Source organism: Methanobacterium lacus (assembly GCF_000191585.1).
Lineage (GTDB): Archaea > Methanobacteriota > Methanobacteria > Methanobacteriales > Methanobacteriaceae > Methanobacterium_B > Methanobacterium_B lacus.
The window spans coordinates 266,546-284,308 of record NC_015216.1 but is presented as its reverse complement, the minus strand read 5'-3'; the positions used below and the strand labels follow the sequence as shown (position 1 = coordinate 284,308).

20 protein-coding genes are annotated in these 17,763 nt (G+C 35.9%); 10 read left to right on the top strand and 10 right to left on the bottom strand.

The window, feature by feature from the left end:
* Positions 1 to 123: 123 nt before the first annotated feature.
* The 6 genes from METBO_RS01495 to METBO_RS01470 form a co-directional block, all read right to left on the bottom strand.
* On the bottom strand, positions 124 to 930 hold the full coding sequence (locus METBO_RS01495; protein ID WP_227717231.1) for a CBS domain-containing protein: 807 nt from the start codon (positions 928 to 930) through the stop codon (positions 124 to 126).
* Between the two features lie 4 nt (positions 931 to 934).
* Positions 935 to 1,495, bottom strand: a complete 561-nt coding sequence (locus tag METBO_RS01490; protein WP_013643897.1) for a CBS domain-containing protein — start codon at positions 1,493 to 1,495, stop codon at positions 935 to 937.
* Positions 1,496 to 1,505: 10 nt separating this feature from the next.
* Positions 1,506 to 2,195 (bottom strand): 7-carboxy-7-deazaguanine synthase QueE, encoded by a 690-nt coding sequence (locus METBO_RS01485; RefSeq protein ID WP_227717253.1) that lies wholly within the window; start codon positions 2,193 to 2,195, stop codon positions 1,506 to 1,508.
* A 33-nt stretch (positions 2,196 to 2,228) separates the two neighbouring features.
* Positions 2,229 to 2,711 carry a 6-carboxytetrahydropterin synthase QueD gene (locus tag METBO_RS01480; protein ID WP_013643895.1) on the bottom strand — a complete coding sequence of 161 codons (483 nt, stop codon included), beginning with the start codon at positions 2,709 to 2,711 and terminating at the stop codon, positions 2,229 to 2,231.
* Positions 2,712 to 2,739: 28 nt separating this feature from the next.
* Positions 2,740 to 3,324 carry a DUF366 family protein gene (locus METBO_RS01475; RefSeq protein WP_013643894.1) on the bottom strand — a complete coding sequence of 195 codons (585 nt, stop codon included), beginning with the start codon at positions 3,322 to 3,324 and terminating at the stop codon, positions 2,740 to 2,742.
* 96 nt (positions 3,325 to 3,420) lie between these two features.
* A complete protein-coding gene (locus METBO_RS01470; protein WP_013643893.1) occupies positions 3,421 to 3,795 on the bottom strand; it encodes a PPC domain-containing DNA-binding protein in 375 nt (124 codons plus the stop codon).
* 33 nt (positions 3,796 to 3,828) lie between these two features.
* On the opposite strand from METBO_RS01470, the gene METBO_RS01465 reads away from it, so the two are divergent.
* The 3 genes from METBO_RS01465 (at position 3,829) to METBO_RS01455 (ending at position 7,144) form a co-directional block, all read left to right on the top strand.
* Positions 3,829 to 4,851, top strand: coding sequence for a DNA polymerase subunit beta (locus tag METBO_RS01465; protein ID WP_013643892.1), 1,023 nt, complete (start codon positions 3,829 to 3,831; stop codon positions 4,849 to 4,851).
* 80 nt (positions 4,852 to 4,931) lie between these two features.
* Positions 4,932 to 6,212, top strand: coding sequence for a homoserine dehydrogenase (locus METBO_RS01460; protein WP_013643891.1), 1,281 nt, complete (start codon positions 4,932 to 4,934; stop codon positions 6,210 to 6,212).
* 125 nt (positions 6,213 to 6,337) lie between these two features.
* On the top strand, positions 6,338 to 7,144 hold the full coding sequence (locus METBO_RS01455; RefSeq protein ID WP_013643890.1) for a CRISPR-associated protein Cas4: 807 nt from the start codon (positions 6,338 to 6,340) through the stop codon (positions 7,142 to 7,144).
* Positions 7,145 to 7,310: 166 nt separating this feature from the next.
* Here METBO_RS01455 and METBO_RS01450 read toward each other — a convergent pair whose 3' ends face one another.
* The 3 genes from METBO_RS01450 to METBO_RS01440 form a co-directional block, all read right to left on the bottom strand.
* Positions 7,311 to 7,916, bottom strand: a complete 606-nt coding sequence (locus METBO_RS01450; protein WP_013643889.1) for a TMEM175 family protein — start codon at positions 7,914 to 7,916, stop codon at positions 7,311 to 7,313.
* A 318-nt stretch (positions 7,917 to 8,234) separates the two neighbouring features.
* The gene (locus METBO_RS01445; RefSeq protein ID WP_013643888.1) at positions 8,235 to 8,561 is read right to left on the bottom strand and encodes a cupin domain-containing protein; all 327 of its coding nucleotides are present in this window, start codon (positions 8,559 to 8,561) and stop codon (positions 8,235 to 8,237) included.
* A gap of 46 nt (positions 8,562 to 8,607) precedes the next feature.
* On the bottom strand, positions 8,608 to 9,111 hold the full coding sequence (locus tag METBO_RS01440; protein ID WP_013643887.1) for a DUF6448 family protein: 504 nt from the start codon (positions 9,109 to 9,111) through the stop codon (positions 8,608 to 8,610).
* Positions 9,112 to 9,351: 240 nt separating this feature from the next.
* On the opposite strand from METBO_RS01440, the gene METBO_RS01435 reads away from it, so the two are divergent.
* Both METBO_RS01435 and METBO_RS01430 read left to right on the top strand, forming a co-directional pair.
* Positions 9,352 to 9,633, top strand: coding sequence for a hypothetical protein (locus METBO_RS01435; RefSeq protein ID WP_048186307.1), 282 nt, complete (start codon positions 9,352 to 9,354; stop codon positions 9,631 to 9,633).
* A 140-nt stretch (positions 9,634 to 9,773) separates the two neighbouring features.
* Positions 9,774 to 10,061 carry a hypothetical protein gene (locus METBO_RS01430; protein WP_013643885.1) on the top strand — a complete coding sequence of 96 codons (288 nt, stop codon included), beginning with the start codon at positions 9,774 to 9,776 and terminating at the stop codon, positions 10,059 to 10,061.
* A gap of 5 nt (positions 10,062 to 10,066) precedes the next feature.
* Here the strand turns inward: METBO_RS01430 and METBO_RS01425 are convergent, their stop codons facing one another.
* Positions 10,067 to 10,723, bottom strand: coding sequence for a DUF5612 domain-containing protein (locus METBO_RS01425; RefSeq protein WP_013643884.1), 657 nt, complete (start codon positions 10,721 to 10,723; stop codon positions 10,067 to 10,069).
* A 310-nt stretch (positions 10,724 to 11,033) separates the two neighbouring features.
* On the opposite strand from METBO_RS01425, the gene METBO_RS01420 reads away from it, so the two are divergent.
* The 5 genes from METBO_RS01420 to METBO_RS01400 are packed head-to-tail and all read left to right on the top strand — an operon-like array spanning position 11,034 to position 17,716.
* Positions 11,034 to 11,702 (top strand): TetR/AcrR family transcriptional regulator, encoded by a 669-nt coding sequence (locus tag METBO_RS01420; protein WP_013643883.1) that lies wholly within the window; start codon positions 11,034 to 11,036, stop codon positions 11,700 to 11,702.
* Positions 11,703 to 11,747: 45 nt separating this feature from the next.
* Positions 11,748 to 13,046 (top strand): polysaccharide pyruvyl transferase family protein, encoded by a 1,299-nt coding sequence (locus METBO_RS01415; RefSeq protein ID WP_013643882.1) that lies wholly within the window; start codon positions 11,748 to 11,750, stop codon positions 13,044 to 13,046.
* A complete protein-coding gene (locus METBO_RS01410; RefSeq protein WP_013643881.1) occupies positions 13,043 to 15,850 on the top strand; it encodes an AMP-binding protein in 2,808 nt (935 codons plus the stop codon). The genes METBO_RS01415 and METBO_RS01410 overlap by 4 nt, the downstream gene beginning before the upstream one ends.
* On the top strand, positions 15,840 to 16,433 hold the full coding sequence (locus METBO_RS01405; protein ID WP_013643880.1) for a hypothetical protein: 594 nt from the start codon (positions 15,840 to 15,842) through the stop codon (positions 16,431 to 16,433). The genes METBO_RS01410 and METBO_RS01405 overlap by 11 nt, the downstream gene beginning before the upstream one ends.
* On the top strand, positions 16,433 to 17,716 hold the full coding sequence (locus METBO_RS01400) for a GMC family oxidoreductase N-terminal domain-containing protein (RefSeq protein ID WP_013643879.1): 1,284 nt from the start codon (positions 16,433 to 16,435) through the stop codon (positions 17,714 to 17,716). The genes METBO_RS01405 and METBO_RS01400 overlap by 1 nt, the downstream gene beginning before the upstream one ends.
* Positions 17,717 to 17,763 lie beyond the last annotated feature (47 nt).

Here is a 17,763-nt window from a genome sequence, read left to right as displayed (position 1 = left end):
TAAATCCTTTTATTCCAGTAAATAAACGGTAATCTAATGTTATATACGATGAACTACCAATATGTAATCTACAAAACCTAAAAATAAGATTAAATTTAGAAGCCAAAGAGTTAATATTATAGATCAACTTAGATACGTTCCTAAAATATCTTCTCTAGCTATTATTCCAATAATATTGGATTCTTTTGCTCTTTGGGGTTCCTTTTTTATGTATACTGGATTTTCTACAACAGGCAAACGTCCAATATCATTATTTAACATGAGTTCAGCAGCCTGTTTGACAGAACTTTCATTAGTCACAACAATAGGCGGAGTAACCATCACCTTTTCTACCTTTATTGATTTATCAACGTTGTCCAAACCTTTTATAGCGTGGCCAGATTTAATAATGTCTTTACGAGTAATTATTCCTATTAATTTGTCTTTTTTGACAACAGGCAATCCGGAAAATCCTGATTCATCCATTAAAGCCCATACTTTAGACAAATGATCATCGTAGTTGGCCTTAACAACTTTTTTTGTAACTATTTCAGTTATGGTTGAATCATCTGTTGAAGATTCAGATCCAATCAACTCCTTAAGTATGTCTCCCATACTGAGGATACCAACCACCCTCATGTTCTCGGTTGACTCGACAACAGCAGCTTGAACTGAATCTGATTTAATCAAATTCTTAGCTACATCTCTGATATCCATTTCTGGTGTTGCCAGCAGTTTAGGACGTTTCATAATGACCCTTGCTTCGATATTGGATTTTGTCGAAGAGAGATACATGATGTCCCCCCTGCTGATTATACCTTCAAGACGATTTTTCGATAAAACTGGGATAGAACGGAACCATCCCTCCCTAAAAATTGATCTAACCTTTGTTGCTTGGGTGTCAACATTTACTGTAACAGGGTCAGAACTCATTATTTCTCCCACAGTCATCAAGTTAATCACCATCCAGATCTTCTTTACACTCCTCACAAACAAATTTACCATCAAACACATCTAAATAATCCACATAATTTCCACATACCTCACATGTGCCTGGCACCGAACTGTCAGAATCTGTGAATTCTTTCTGATTTTCCATCCTGGCATTTTCAACCAAGAGTTCTGTAAGTTCAGGCGAAACCATGAGAACATCTGTAGAAGTTAAGATCCCGACTAAAATTCCGTTATCTATAACTGGAAGTCTTCTAATACTATTTTTTGCCATTATTCTGGCAGCTTGATTGAGTTCACTTCCGGGATCAATAAAAATAAGATCTTTCGTCATGATCTGGCCAATGTTAATTTCATTAGCCGTCAAATTTTTAGCAACAACCTTTGCAATGATGTCGCTTTCAGTAATTATCCCAAGAGGTCCTGTTTCACCTTTAATAACTAGACTTCCTATTTTAAACCTTGACATCAATACAGCAGCATCTACAACAGTCGTTTTAGGATCTGCTGTGATCACACTAGGTGTCATGGCGTCGTGCACTGTCACTTTAGTATCCATCTCCATAAAAAACCTCCTATTTTACATTTAGAAGCTTATGAACTTGTGGTATGGTTAATACATCGATATATTTCCCTGCTACTTCTGACAATTCAAACAACTTTTGGGTACCGTCTGCCCAAACTGTAATAGGACTCACCGGTTGAAGTACCATGACCAATTCTGAGGTCTTTTCTACTTCATCTGCAATCCTAGAAGCTATAGAACTTATCAGTTCTACTTCAGTTTGAGGCATCACAACTACTTTGATGTATGTATTTATCTCTTCATCTCTTAATAGTTTTATGGATTTAAGTTCCAAATCCAAGATATCAGCGTAATTATTGGAAGCCCCATGTTCTGGTAATTTAATATCTAACGAGACATAATCAAGCAAATGAGCTATTTTATTCAGTTCAGCTGGTAAAGTTCCATTCGTTTCAAGCATGGATTTGAATTCATATTCTTCAAGAAATTTTTTAATGAAATTAGAATGTAATAATGGTTCTCCTCCAGTGAATGAAATCGAATGAAAATCTGGTGTTATAATAGAGTTAACTTTTGAATACAGTTCATCGGTTGATATTAATTCCCCATATTGAGGATTTCGACTTTCTGGAGTGTCACAGTAACTGCAATCTAGGTTACAACCTGAAAACCTCACGAAGATTTGCCTTCGCCCGATTAAAGTTCCCTCTCCTTGAAAACTTGAAAAAACTTCGTTAATATTAGTTTTTATTTTAAACTCCCCCAGAAATCTTTATTTGGAATTTTTAGTGAAGTAAGCGCCCTGTCCAATACCTTCATTTACACAAATTTGAACGCTTGAAATTCCAGGGTTTATTTTTATTAAACTGCCGTACAGTTCTGTGGCGAAGTACTCGGAAAGTTCTTCTGCGGATGTTGATTTAAGATCCAGAAGCATACAATCTTCATTTGGGAGCATGTAATTTTTATCCCCTATTGAAAATTCAATTGGCCCCTCAATATTCGTGAAGTTAATTTTAGGATTTTTGAGTGGAATTAAAACTCTATGATCCATTTTTTTACACAGATCTCTGACTATTTTCTTGACCTCTTTAAAATCAACCACAAATCCAAACTCACCAGATCTATCCCCTTCAACCACCACATCTACGATGTAAGAATGGCCATGTATGACTCCACATGACTCGTGTTCAGGAATCATGTGGGCCGCGGAAAATCTCAGGTTTGCATGTATCCCATTTATTACAATTTTCATTTTAAACTCCTATTGTATATTATAATGATTAAAACACCTTTGTTTTTGTTATATCAGATTTTATGTCTGAAATTTCCTGGATGTATTTATCACAAGCAATTTCTGCTATTTCTTCAACATGGCTAGCCTCTATACTTAGACCTGCCTCCAATAAAGCTGCAGTTTCAACGTCTGCGGGAGTTCCATTTTCAGTCAAGTTCAATGCAAAGTGGATCTTCATGCTGCTTACAGAACATGTGGCTATTGAGACCGATAGTTTGCCCTTTATATTACCCTTATCAAAGAATAAATCATCTCCTTCCCTTGATGTAACCATTCCCCAATCATTTAGCAAATCTTTAACAATTAGCACAAAAATGCGCTGCCTATGGTAGCATAAGTTTAGATCTGCAGGTTGTGAATCGAAGTGTTCAATTATGAAATGGAGCATATTGTCTCCTTTGATCTCGATTCCAATATCTTCAAAATCAATTAAGTTGTTTGGATGAATTTCCATAGGTCCGGTCCAACTTACAATGCTTGAATCCTTTATACCAAATGTTTTAAATGCCCAATAAGGTTCTATTTGGCTGCCATCATAGCAAGTTTCATTTTCGAGTTTCAAGTGTTTCATATATTTCAAATCCTAATGATTATATTCCATTCAAGATTAGTTTAGTGAATGTTTCTATTTACTAATTTGTATACACTGTATTTTATAGATATTTCATCACGGCTGAAGCTCCCTATAGCCAGTATTTTGGTCAAATACCCTTTTGAATTCTTTTTCAGCTTCAATTATACACACTTCTGCTGTTGTATGAATAATACATCCTTCTAACAAGTGTCCACCAAAGACTGATCCATCTTCAGCAGCTACCGCCATATGAATGTGCACACCATCTGCTGAAATTGTGCCCTCAACAGAAACGATCTCAAAAAAGCCTTCAAACAATTTTTTAGTCCCGTTCGACATTCTTAAATGGGTTCTAGTTAAACTTCCAACCACCGACACTATCACTCCAGAATTAAATTCAATGCTGTCACTAATATTTTCCAAACTAGTTTTTAAATCATCTCCAGGTAGCAGTCTTGAAACTATCATATTTAATAATGGAGTAAACTGTTAAATTAATCCATGAGAGCCAGACCACGAGATTTCATATACACCACCGATGATCTGTTCTTCGCTACAACAACTTATCTGCATCCCCATGACAGAATATTATCATTTTTAAGGTATATTCCTGATCTAAATGGTGACAGGTCATTAAACAGCAAGAAGTATATCAAGGTGGACTCTAAAAAAGCCTACGATTTTTTAGGAACAAATTATCCTGACTACCTATTCGACTGTGACATCACAGGTGTTCAGATGATGGGAGTTCCAAATGAGAAGATCGAAAATGTACTGCAACCCACAGAACGCCTCAACGAGATCATGGATGGTGAAGAAAGGAATCCCCTTCTTGAAAAGGTTGTTAAACTCGCAGATACCTTTCATGACCACACAGGATTATCCTACAACAAGATGGGCGTTTCAGGATCTATTTTACCGGGCCTTTACATAGAAAATGCTTCAGACATAGATTTTGTAATTTACGGCCTAAAAAACCATAGAATGATCATGAAATCTTTTGCAGAAATTAAAGAAGCTAACGGTGTATTGAAAGCTGTGGGGGAAGATTACTGGCAAAAACTCTACAAAAAAAGGATTGTTGATTCCTCATTGTCCTACGATGAATTCCGATGGTATGAATCTCGTAAACATAACCGGGGATTAATAGATGGAACTCTCTTTGACATTCTTCAGACCAGAGATTGGGATGAAATTTCAGGCACATTTGGAAAGACCAGATACAGCCCAATGGGTACGATAGAAATAGAATGTACAGTTTCAGATGCTATTGCAGCCTACGATAATCCTGCAGTGTACAAGGTTGAAGATGTTACCGTTTTAAATGGCCTTGAAGTCCCTATTAGTGAAGTTGCTTCCTACACACATACCTACTCTGGACAGGCGGTGGAGGGAGAACGTGTTGTAGCAAGGGGTAAGCTTGAGAAGGTGATGAACGAAACAACTTCGTACAGGTTGATAGTTGGAACCACACGTGAATCTGTTGGGGAATACATCAAACTTAAGAATCTAAGAATAACTTAATAACTTGATTATCCTAATTAACATGTGTTATATTTTAGTACACTTATTAGTATAAACTCGATCCAACTGGGGGAAATTTGATGAAAGATACAGTTAACATAGGACTTATAGGTTTTGGAACCATTGGAAGTGGTGTTGTCGAAACCCTGAATAAAAATATTGATCTGGTAGAGAACAAAGTAGGAAAAAAGGTTAAATTAAAAAAAGTTGTGGATCTGGACATAACCACCGATAGAGGGGTAGAAATATCTTCAGATGTTCTTTCCACAGATATTAATGATATTCTTGATGATCCAGATATAGAAATTGTTATCGAACTAATGGGAGGTTATCAGCCCGCACTTAAATTCATTACAAAAGCCATGGAAAATGGCAAACATGTTGTAACTGCTAACAAAGCTCTTTTAGCTAAACATTGGGATGAAATCATTTCAACAGCCCAAAAAAATGATGTCAGAATTTGCTTTGAGGCAAGTGTAGGTGGAGGAATACCGTTATTACAACCCCTAAATGAGGGACTTTCAGCCAACAATATTCAATCAATTTATGGTATCATCAACGGAACTGCTAATTACATCCTTACAAAAATGACTGATGAAGGACTGGAATTTGAGGATGTGCTCAAAGAGGCACAAAAAAAGGGTTATGCTGAAGCTGATCCAAGTTTTGATATTGAAGGAGACGATACTGCACAAAAATTGATTATACTTACCATACTAAGCTTTGGAAAGTACATTAAACAGGACAACTTCCATGTTGAAGGCATAACCTGCATCACACCTGAAGATATCAGTTTTGCAAAGGAAGAACTCAACTCATGCATCAAGCTTTTAGCAATTGCCAAACTAGTTGATGGAAAACTGGAAGTTCGGGTCCATCCTACAATTGTACCACTTGACCACCTACTATCCTCTGTAAATGGTGTTTTCAATGGTGTTTATTTGGTTGGAGATGTGGTTGGTCCGGTTATGATGTACGGTCCTGGTGCAGGTATGATGCCTACAGCCAGTGCAGTTGTGGGAGACTGTATTGACATAATAGAAAATATGGAAAAACCAGTTTTATACGGCCCTAAAAGTTGTACTGTAGAAAAAATTAAGGATATTTCAGATCTAGAATCCAAATATTACCTTCGATTGATCACCAAGGACGAACCCGGAGTACTCCATAAAATATCTGGAATTCTAAGTAAATACAACATTAGCATAGGTTCAATGACACAAAAACAGCATGATAAACCAGGAATACCCATCTTCATGGTTACTCATTCAGCCCTTGAAAGAGATATGAGATCTGCTGTTGAAGAAATAGATCAACTGAAATGTGTCAACGACAAAACCGTGTTTATCAGGGTTCTTTAACCCTAAACCATGGTTCTACTTTTTTTGAAATTCTTAAGTCTTTTTTTGAGTGATTTATGATCCTTCATTAATTTTAAATATTTAGTAATACAAATATTAGTAATACATATTACAATAAGAAAACGATGATAACTGTTACAAACATTAAAGAGTATTTGTACTGCCCAGAAAAACTAAATTTAAGGCTTGAAAATTTAGACATTACAACAGAAGAACAAATTTCTGGAAAAATATCCAAAGAAGCCTTTAAAGGTTTTGATAGCATAGTACAACGAAATTTATGGGTTTTGAATGGGAAGATGAACATCAGAGACATTTTAAATGAACTCTTCAAAGATATGCCCTCATTCCTTGATACGATTTACAGACGATATCAAGAGGAAGGAATCGAAGATCCATCCCCAATATTTGAAAGTCTGAAGGAGGATATGAGGTTCAACTCATGGTTGATAGCAATAAAAACTCAGAAATTATTGAATGACGGCATCAACGGATCTGAAGCAGTTAAGATTCTTTATCCTCCCTCTTTTATTGAATTTAAAATTGAAAATCCCGAAGTGGGTCTCGTTGGTATGATCGATAAAATTGAGATCATCGACGGAACTTATTATCCAATTGCAATTAAAACCAATTTACCACCTTTAAACGGAGTTTGGGAATCTGATGCCATTCAATCTTCGGCTTATTCATTTTTGATGGAAGAAGAATTTAATAAGGACGTTGCAGTGGGATTTATTAACTACACTAAGATTGGATCAAAACAACCTGTGGTAAACAGCCCCCTTCTAACCAACAAGTTCATAGAAATTTTCGAAAAACTTTGTGATATGATCTACGAAGGAAAAAAGCCTGAAATCCATATAAATATCAACAAATGTCGTTTATGTGAATACTCTACCATGTGTAGCTACTGTAACCAACATTTACTATGAAAAATTTAAGCAAATCCACTAAAAGATTGCAGAAAGAAATTAAAGATGTTAATTTGTAGATATAATTCCCATAATATCTTGGTAACTCAAACTACCAGATCCTTGTGTCTCTTAAAAAATTGATCCACACCAAAAAAAAATGTTAAGAAAATATTAACTAAGATATTCATGACAGCTTTCTCACAATATTTTCAACAACAAATGTCAACAAGTAAATTATCGATGCGTAATCAGGTATAACAAACGATAACAGTATTGCACCAATAACTATCAATACAAATGCTACGTTAACTCTCCAAGTAATTTTAATTTCCTTTTGATCAACATTTTCGTTGATGAAGTTATGACTTGAAGCATAGTGCCAGTTCAGGAAGAGTAACAGTGCAATACCCATCATGTTCAGGTTGAACACAAAATGGGCCGTCATTGTCCCTCCATAATCCCCTGTTAAAGTTTCTGAAAATGGTACCAAAACTATGAATAAAAGCCAGATCACGTTGATCCAAAGTAATGTTCCGTTAATATATTCTATCTGTTTAAAAAATTTGTGATGTATCTTCCAAAAAATTGATAACAACAGGAAACTAACAACCATCGAAATTAAGTTGGGGATCAAACCCACCAATGCCGCTCTTAGTGCTGAATCCGTAACTGGTGGAGTAAGTTGAGGTACAGCTAAACTCAAAACCAATAGAGTCATTGCAATTGCAAATATCCCATCGACCAATGTTTCAAGTCGTTTTGTGTCCATTAATTGATTATCACTATTCATAATTAAATTCCCCCTAAAAAAATTAATACTACAATCTGGAGATTTATGTTTCGAGTTTAAATATTATTAAATAAAAGTTTTTTTGTTTTATTCTCCCAAATAATCCACAGTTTAAAAAATTGATCCCCCTATCCAAGGAAAACCATTGAATAAATCTGCAAACGATTGTTGAAAGAAAATTAAAAATAATGTTCCCACAAATCTTAGTTTAACAGAAAATTCAATATCTTAAAAACTCAACAAAAAAATTAGAAATAAGTACGGCTTAACAAACTAGATAAACCGTTAAATTATTTGAATAACCCCATTAAATGGTATTTAGTTGGATCTGATCATGGTTAATACCATTTTGTACCTTTCAATGGCATTCAGTGCATGAGGTTCATTTGCAGGCATTATAATGAGTTCTCCCTTGTTTACTATGTTCTTTTCACCAGAAATTATTATTTCTGCAGTACCATCAACAACTTGAACCATTGCATCAAATGGTGCCGTGTGTTCGCTCAATCCTTCTCCCTTATCAAAAGCGAAAATAGTTACTGTTCCTGTTTCTTTCCTTATTATTTCACGGCTCACAACAGCATTTTCTTGGTAGTCAATGAGATCTTCTACTTTTAGTGGTTTTGATTTCAGTTCTTCGGACATTCTTTTTATCTCCTTAAAAATTCATTTTAATCAATGAAACGGAATACTATTTGGATTTAATTAGTTCTAAGAGTTCATTGCAAAATTCAACAAAATCCCTCTCAAAATTCATGTATTCCCTTGCTGCATCAATATCATTAACATCGTAATCCTTTTTTGAAATCGTGACTTCAAATCTTGTTTCAATGGCCTCCCTCAAAGAATCCGACAAAAGAGTTTCAAGTGCAGTTTTGTCCTGATTTTCTATAGCTGAATACGCTTTTAGAATGATGTGTTCTCTGTTAAGACCAGAGTGTTTTATTCCTGTGTATGGCTTTCCAACACCAACCATATGAAGGCGGACAGCAGTTTCAAAAAACCATTGATCAGCAACTTCAGCTGCTTCCCCACTTAACTCCCTAACAATTACTGCATTATCAAAGGCTTCTTTAAGCTCAGTTTCAAATTCTTTTTTAACAAAAGGCAGAACATAGTTGACATTTTCCATTTCTAATGCAAGCTCAGCAGCTGTAACTATTGGTCCATCCATTGTATCGTAATATATCGTCATATATCCACATACCAAGATTGTTACTGGAACAATTTTACTTATTTCATACTGTGATTAATTATTATATTTTTTAAAGAATATAGAATTGTTGATCTAAATTAAATTAATTGTTTTCATAACCCGTTAAAAGGACTATGTAGCTTTAAAATTGTATCTGAGTGCCAGGGAAGATTATTTGGAGTAGTTTTGTCAAAACAAAAATATAAATCTACATAGGTATATAGTATAAATGGTGATTTTATGGATAAACAGGCTGAGGAATTAATGAAAAAATGTGAAAGTATGGATGATACATCAGTGATGGGTTCTTGCGAAGTTTTACTTAACATGATGAAGGACAAAAATGTGACCCTAGATGAAGACCCAAATCAAACCTACCTTGGAATGGCTGAAAATTTAACTCCAAAGGATGTTTCAAAAGTACTACAGTTAGCATTAAAAGTTAGAGAAAGTGGAGACATAACTGATACTGAACTCAAAAATGCTGCTAGCAGATTAATCAGAGCAATTGAAATGAGTTAATCCATAATTAACTTTTTTTTCTTCATTTCTTTCAAATATTCCAGTTTATAATTGAATTAAATACAGCGTTATAAAACTCTTTTTTTAATTTCGGCATTTATAAGTTCTTGTAAGTCCATAAGTTATTATCAGGTGTTACCATGGACGATAAAAAAACCAATGAACTTATGGCTAAATGTGAAAATAACAAGGACGATCCCGCCTTGATGAAAGAATGTAAACAAATGTTAAACACAATGGCAGAAAATAATGTCGAAATGGAAGATATGCCCAATCAGAGCTATACCAACATGGCAGAAAATATTTCCGCAGAGGATGTTCCAAAGGTACTGGCAATGGCACTTAAAATTGCAAAAAGTGGCGACATCCAAGACACTGAATTGAAAATTGCCGCAGAAAGATTAATTAGGACGTTAGAACCATTATAATGGTTCTAAAACTTCCTCTTTCCAATTTTTTTTATATCAAATAATGCAGTATCAGCAATAGCCATAACAGCCATTACCCCTGCCTGTACAGGATCTGTTACTACAAGATCCGCCTTTTCAGTCACACTTCCAGGCATGTTGAGGCTTATCACTATAACGTCATGCTCCTCTTTAATATCTTCAATGGCATCTGAAATTTTACCACCCATGAGTGAACCTGCAAGCACAAGGGCACCAATTCTAGGAAGTCTTGCAACTGCAGATACTGCTTCTGCAAGTTCTTGTTCTCCAACCAAGGGTATGGTATCAACACTGATTCTTTCACCCCTAATATTGTGGCGATCCGCCTCTGTAATTGCTCCTTGTGCAACCATCGCAACTTGCGCACCTCCCCCAATGATGATTATTCTTTTTCCGTATATTTCTCCCAATGATCTGTGTGTTATTACATCGTCAACATTTCCATGGGTAAGAATATTGTGTGCAAGGGTTTCAATATCCTTAACATCTTCCAGTTCCATATAAACTGAAGCAGATTCATCCTTTTCTACAAATAGATGTGTGTATGATATGTTTATCCCACATTTAGCCATCATTTCTGTTATATCCCTGAGTACACCAGGTTTGTTATGGGCTTTTATTGTAATGGCAAATTCTTTCATGTTATCTCCTTTAATTAATTAGAATTATTATGGAAATTCTTACTAAATAAATTATCTTGATTTAGTTTATTTGAGTGCATCATTTCCTTACTAACGTTCGTTCGTTAACTTTATGTAGTAGTTCAAGGATAACAAAATGCAACCCATAAGATGTATTCATTAAACATAATTTGAATTTATTATGGTTTTTAGAATTATATGAACAAAAAATAGAGTAATAAAGTTAGCTTTAGGATGAAAACAACTTTAAGTTTAATTAATATTCGTTAGTTCGGTTTATTGACGAATTGATGATGGAGCATAGTAATTTATGAAAAAAGAAAACAGTCCCCAAGAGACATTAACCACCAAAGAACGTATTTTCGAAGCATCTGTCAATCTTTTCTCTCAAAAGGGTTTTGATGCTGTTTCTATGAGGGAAATAGGTAGAGAAGTTGGGATTAGAGAAAGTTCAATTTACAACCACTACAAAAATAAGGACGCAATATTAGAAAACATAATCAACCATTTAATAGATGAATTGGGAGCTATAAGTTTTACAGATGAAGAAATGGACGCATTAATTTCTGAAAGTCCTGAATTATTCTTTGAAACAGGTTCAAGGGAATTTTTTAATGGAATGTCCAATCCCAAAACAGAAAAAATTTGGAGGATCTTGTCAATTGAAGTATTTCACAACGAAAAGATCAAAACTTTTTTTGTCAACGAGCTCCTTGAGAGCCCCATAAATGAGTGGGAGAAAATATTCACTAAAATGATGAAAAAAGGCATTATTAAAGAGTACGATCCGAGAGTTCTTGCCAGGGAATATTTTTCATTCGCACTGTATCTATTCTTTGAGTACTTCATACTGAAATATGATACAAAATACTCCTCTTTTACGGATATGGCCTATAATAAAATGATAGATCATACAAATTTTATATTAAAAACTGTAAAAATTGAAAGCAATGACAATTCAAATCATAAGAAGAGTTAATACTACAAGTAAGTATTTAAAACCAAATTTTCATGGTACAAAAAAATGGAAACTGAAAAAAACAAATTAAAGGACAATACTAACTCTAAAAAATTTAAAAAAGTCCTTTTAATGGGTTACAACGGAGCAAACAACACAGGTTCAGAAACCAGGTTAATTTCCATCATTGAAGATATTAGAACTGTTCTTGGAAAAGATGTTAAGCTTACAATTCCCACCCTCAATGAAAAAAATCTCAGACGGTACATAGAAGAAGATGAGCATTTAAAAATTGTTCCCATACCCTCCATATACTTCTTTGCCCTGAAAGAAATTGTTAAAAAACAGGATCTGGTTTTACTTGTGGAGGGAAGTTGTTACATGGATACCTGGACTTCAGCTCTTTTGTGGGCGTTTTTATGGACTACAAGGTGTGCATATAATCAGGGCATTCCATGTATTGCATATGCTGTGGACTCAGGAGAACTTTCCAGGTTCAACAAATTTTTAGTGAAAAAAGAAGCAAACAAAACAGACCTCATAATAACAAGAACCACATATGCAAGGGAGCGTTTAATTGATATAGGTGTCAAGGCCCCAATAGTAAGCACAGCAGACTGTGCATTCACATTTGAAACAAAATTAGAAGCTAAAAACAGTCTTAAAAAAATTTGGAACTCGGAAAACCCCGCCTCAACTGAAGGATTTGTTGGAATGGCTGTGGTGGACTTTCATCTTTGGCCAGTTGTAATAAGACCCTGGGGAAGAAAGGTAAACCTATACAAATGGCCTTATTACTTCTCAAGATCCAGATCCAGGGTTTTAAGAAGTGAGAACTTGAGTAGGAACTGGGCCCGTGAAGCAGACAGGATCGTTGAGCTGCACAGTAAGAACATAATCATAATCTGCATGGAAGAGTTGGATGAACCACTTGCAATTGAAATTAAAAATAGAATGAAACACTCTGAAAAGGCTCAGATCGTTTCCGCAGGGACTTACAACGCATCCCAGATTACAGAAGTCCTAAGAAGTCTTGAGCTACTAATAACATCTAGGTACCATGCAGGAGTGTTATCCATGAAGGCATCAGTACCTCAAATAGGCATTGGGCATGATCAACGGCTTAAAGGATTGTATAAAGACATTAAGATTGAAAAAGAATTATTTATAGACTATCCTGAGGATAACTCCAAGGTGGAGGTCATATGGAAAAGCCTTTCAAAAAAGGTGGATCAGCTTATTGAAAATCCCAAACACACGAAGGAATTAATTAGAAAATGTTATCAAAAACAGGTTGAACTGTCACTAAATAACAAAAAATACCTTAAAAACTTTTTATTTGAACACGAGGATGTGATGGTTTGAAAGACAGAATTTTCATAACTGGAGCAACCGGATTTTTGGGCACCCATATCGCTGAAAGAATGATAAAAAAACCTAATACATCATTAATACTTCTTGTAAGGGGTAATAATTATGATGAAGCTGTTAAACATCTTTCAAGAAGTTGGTGGGAATCTAAAACCCTTATGAATGAATTGAAGGAGATTAATACTCCCAATTCCAAGATCATGATCCTGCAGGGTGATGTAACCCAGGATTTACTGGGACTCACCCCGGAAAATTTCAGATATCTAGTTGAAAATGTAACTCATGTGGTACATGCCGCTGCCGATCTAAGATTGAACAGTTCCATTGAAGATTTGAGAAGAATTAATCTTCAGGGAACTCAAAATATGATTAGAATGGCTTTAAAAGCCAAAAATTATCTGTTAAAAAAGTTTTCCCACATTTCTACAGCCTACGTTGCTGGTAAAAGGAAGGGTTTAATTGAAGAAGATTCTTTAAGTGGTAAATCTGGATTTAAATCCAACTACGAACAAAGCAAATTCGAAGCAGAAGAAGTTGTTCGAAAAGCAGACTTGCCCTTTGTAATATTAAGGCCTGGAATGATAGTGGGAGATTCTACTACCGGCTACATCAAAACTTTCAACACCATATACTCACTAATACGTCTTTATATGAATGGATTACGATTTTTTCCAGTTTCTAAAAATTTGAAGATCAACATGGTACCGGTAGATTACGTTGCAGATGCCGTTTGCATCATTACCTTAAATGAAGATTCAAACACTAAAACATTCCATTTAACTGGTCCATATAAAAACAGCCCCACTGTTGAGGAGCTGGTCAGTTTAGTCAAAACATGGGCTTCTGAAAATTTAGATTTAAAGCTTCCCAAACCCCTGTACATTCCATTATCCCCAATGTTACACCTTGCAGAAAGATTTCTAAATACTGATCATGGCATGGGTAAGGTTCTTCATGAACTCGAACCTTACATGAAGGAAGACAGAATTTTCGACTCCAAAAACACTGAACTTATCATGGGAGAATACCCCCTTAATTGGGTCGATTATCTGCCTAAATTATTGGAATTCGCCTCATATTACGGATTTTTTCACCGTTCAACGCGAACAGTACATGAACAAATAATTTACAGATTAAACAGGAGTTTACAAGTAGATTATTATGATATTGTGGAGGGTGACTACCTAAAATTAACTGCACCGAACTTTAAAGATCAAGTTTCAAAGGTCTTAAACGGGCTCTTGGCCATGGGCATCAAGAAAGGTGACCGTGTAGCAATTGCAGGATTTAACAGTAGCCGCTATCTGTCGCTTGATGTGGCAATTGGACTATTGGGAGCAGTTAATGTTCCTATCTATTACACCAGCCCAGTGAATGAAATAAATGAGATATTACAAGATTGTGATGCATCCATAATATTTTTAGGCACCCCTGAATTGCTGAACAGTTCAAATAAAATTAACATTCCAGTGGTATCGTTCTACAGAGATCATGACAGCCACTCAAAAATAGTTTCATGGAGTGAATTTTTAAATCCTGAAACTGATGTGTTGATCGAAGATCTTGCTGAAATTATTACACCCGTAGATTTTAACGATACTGCAACCATACGCTACACATCAGGTACAACTGGGAAACCAGCAGGAGTTCGTTTCAGCCATGGAAATTTAAGGTGGATGGCAGAATTTATTGCATCGATACCCCCGTGGTCAGATCGAACATCCAATATCAAATATTTATCGTTTTTACCCATGAACCATGTTGTTGAAGGAATTTTAGGAACATATTCTCCATATTACGCTCCTGCCTCCCTTGAACTTTACTTTCTTGAGAACTTCCACGAACTGGAAGGAGCCCTCCCCAAGGTTAGGCCAACCATTTTTTTCTCGGTTCCAAGGTTCTATGAAAAAATTTGGTCCAAACTTCATAGGAAATGGTTGGGAGATATGTACCTAAACACAACAAGAAGAGGATTGAAACATGTCTATGGAAAAATATTGAAAAGAGTCCTTCTTAAAATGGCAGGTTTGGATGAATGTGCACAGTTAATAGTGGGTTCTGCACCGATAAGTGAAGATCTTCTCAGAGCATTTCATGAACTGGGGATCGAAATACATAATGCATACGGACTGACAGAAGCACCACTACTGACCATAAACAGATTGGGATCAAATGTCATTGGAACTGTTGGAACTCCCCTTCCAAAAACCCATATCTCCACAACTGAAGATGGGGAAATAATTGTTAAAGGTCCCCAGTTAACATCAGGCTACTACAACAACAACCAAAAAAATAAACACCACTTCAATGAAGGATGGTTTAAAACAGGGGATTACGGTCATTTGACCAAGAACGGAAATTTAGTGATCACTGGAAGAAAAAAAGAGATGATAGTGAACTCCTATGGCAAAAGTATTCGACCACTTAAGGTGGAAGGTAAACTCAAATTAATTGAAGGTGTATCAGAAGTCATGCTTGTGGGAGATCAAAAACCCTACTCCATAGCAATGATCTGGATGACCGAAACCTTCGACCCCGCACAATTCAAAATCGATCTTAAAAAAATCAACCAAAACCTTTCAAATCCTGAAAAAATCAGAAAATGGATGGTTATGAAAGATGAACTTTCCATTGAACATGGAGATATCACAGCAAATCTCAAATTAAAACGTCAAAACATTCTAAAGAAATATGAAACATCTGTAAACATGATCTACCATAAATCTTGGAATGAACTGCTCAAACAAAACCCTGAGATAGTTTTCTATGGCGATGATGGTGAAGATCATGGGCATTAAACTTAGAATCTTAACTGTTTGGATCCCAAAATTCCTAATTAAAAGGGAATTGAATGGAACAAACAACATAACCAACAATTATCTAGACCAGCTCATTGTTGAACAAGGTGGAGCACCACCAAAACAGGAAGTTTTAAAGGGAAATCTTGCTGACAGAAGAAAAATGATGGCAATGGGCCATAACAAACGTGTGAAACTGTTGATGGATCTTTTGGGTGAAACCACAGCCATGGAAGAGGGGAGTAAAAGGATGTTTGAAGCCGGGTTAATACTCGGTCAAAATGCTCGAAAGGGTCTTGGAGTTGGAAACGGTGTGGAAGACACCATTAAAGCTGCTAAAATACTCTACAAAATCTTGGGAATTGAATTTTCTACCGAAAATACAGATGGTAACATCATCCTATGGGTTAGTTCGTGTGCCCTTTCCAAATATTACACTCCCCAAACCTGTAGTATCCTAAGTTATGCAGATAAAGGTGTTTTGAAAGGTTTGAATAAAAATATGGACTTAAAATTTGTAGAAAAGATCACATTGGGTTCAAAAAGATGTAAGGCTTGTATAAATATGGAAGGGGGAATTTGATGAAAGTAGTAGTTGTTGGATCTGGAGCTGGAGGAGCTTCAGCTGCAATGGAACTGTCCAAAAATGGCCATAAAGTCACTATTCTAGAATCTGGAAAACCATTCAAACCATTCACAAGATTAATGACCTTAACAGAACCTCTGAAAAAGTTGGGTTTGCTTGGGAACGAAAGCAACATAATGAGAATTTTTCCACCCATGAATGTTGCAAGATCAAGCCAAAAACTCGTGGTCGTAAGGGGAATTACTCAGGGCGGTTGTACGGCAATATCCTGTGGAAACATGGTGAGGGCTGAACATGGTTTGAAAGAGTTGGGATTGGATCTCACTCCAGAATTTGAAACCATCGAAAATCAAACTTCAATCAATTCAGTTCCAAAAAATAGATGGAGACCACTCACACAAAAAATGTTTGAAAGTGCTGAAGAATTAAATTTGAAACCCAGTCCAACACCGAAAGCTGTGGAATTTCATAAATGTACGTCATGTGGACTCTGTGAGATGGGCTGTCAAACAGGTGCTCGTTGGGATTCTGGTAAATTATTGGACATTGCCATTGAGAATGGGGCAATTCTACACACATCTTCAAAAGTTCAAGAGATTTTAACACGTAACAATCAAGTTTATGGAGTTTCAGTAGAAAGAGGAAAATCCAACCAAGTATATCCTGCAGATGCTGTTGTATTGGCAGCTGGAGGAGTTGGAACAGCACAAATTTTGAAGAAATCAGGAATTTACTGCGAAGACAAGTTGTGGGTTGACATTGTATTAACCCTAGGAGGAGTTGCAAAAAATTCAAAGCAGTTAAGAGAACCGCCAATGGCATGGTACAGTTCACAAAAAGATTACATACTCTCCCCCTACATCGACATACTTTCACATTACTTCCACAAACCTTGGCGTGATGTTTCTTTAAAGGACAGGGTGGGAATCATGGTGAAACTCGCAGATGTGGAAAATGGTGCTGTATTTGAAGATGGAACCATCGAAAAGGAAGTCACCAACACTGATGAAGCAAAGTTAGATAAAGCCATACTCAAAGCAAAAAATATCATGGAAAGTTCTGGAGTATCAGGCCCATTTGTTAAGGGAATGTACAATGGAGGCCATCTTGGAGGAACAGTTCCATTAAAAAAGAAAGATGTTTCTTCTATGCGTTCATCTGAATTGCCTGATGGGCTTTGGATTGCTGATCTGTCATTGGCTCCCCAATCACAAGGGCTTCCGACCATCATGTTAACCAGTGCTCTGGCAATGAGAGTCTCCAAAAAAATATGTGAATAATTATTCTAATGAAATTGCAGCAGTAAATAAAAGAATGGAACCTTCAA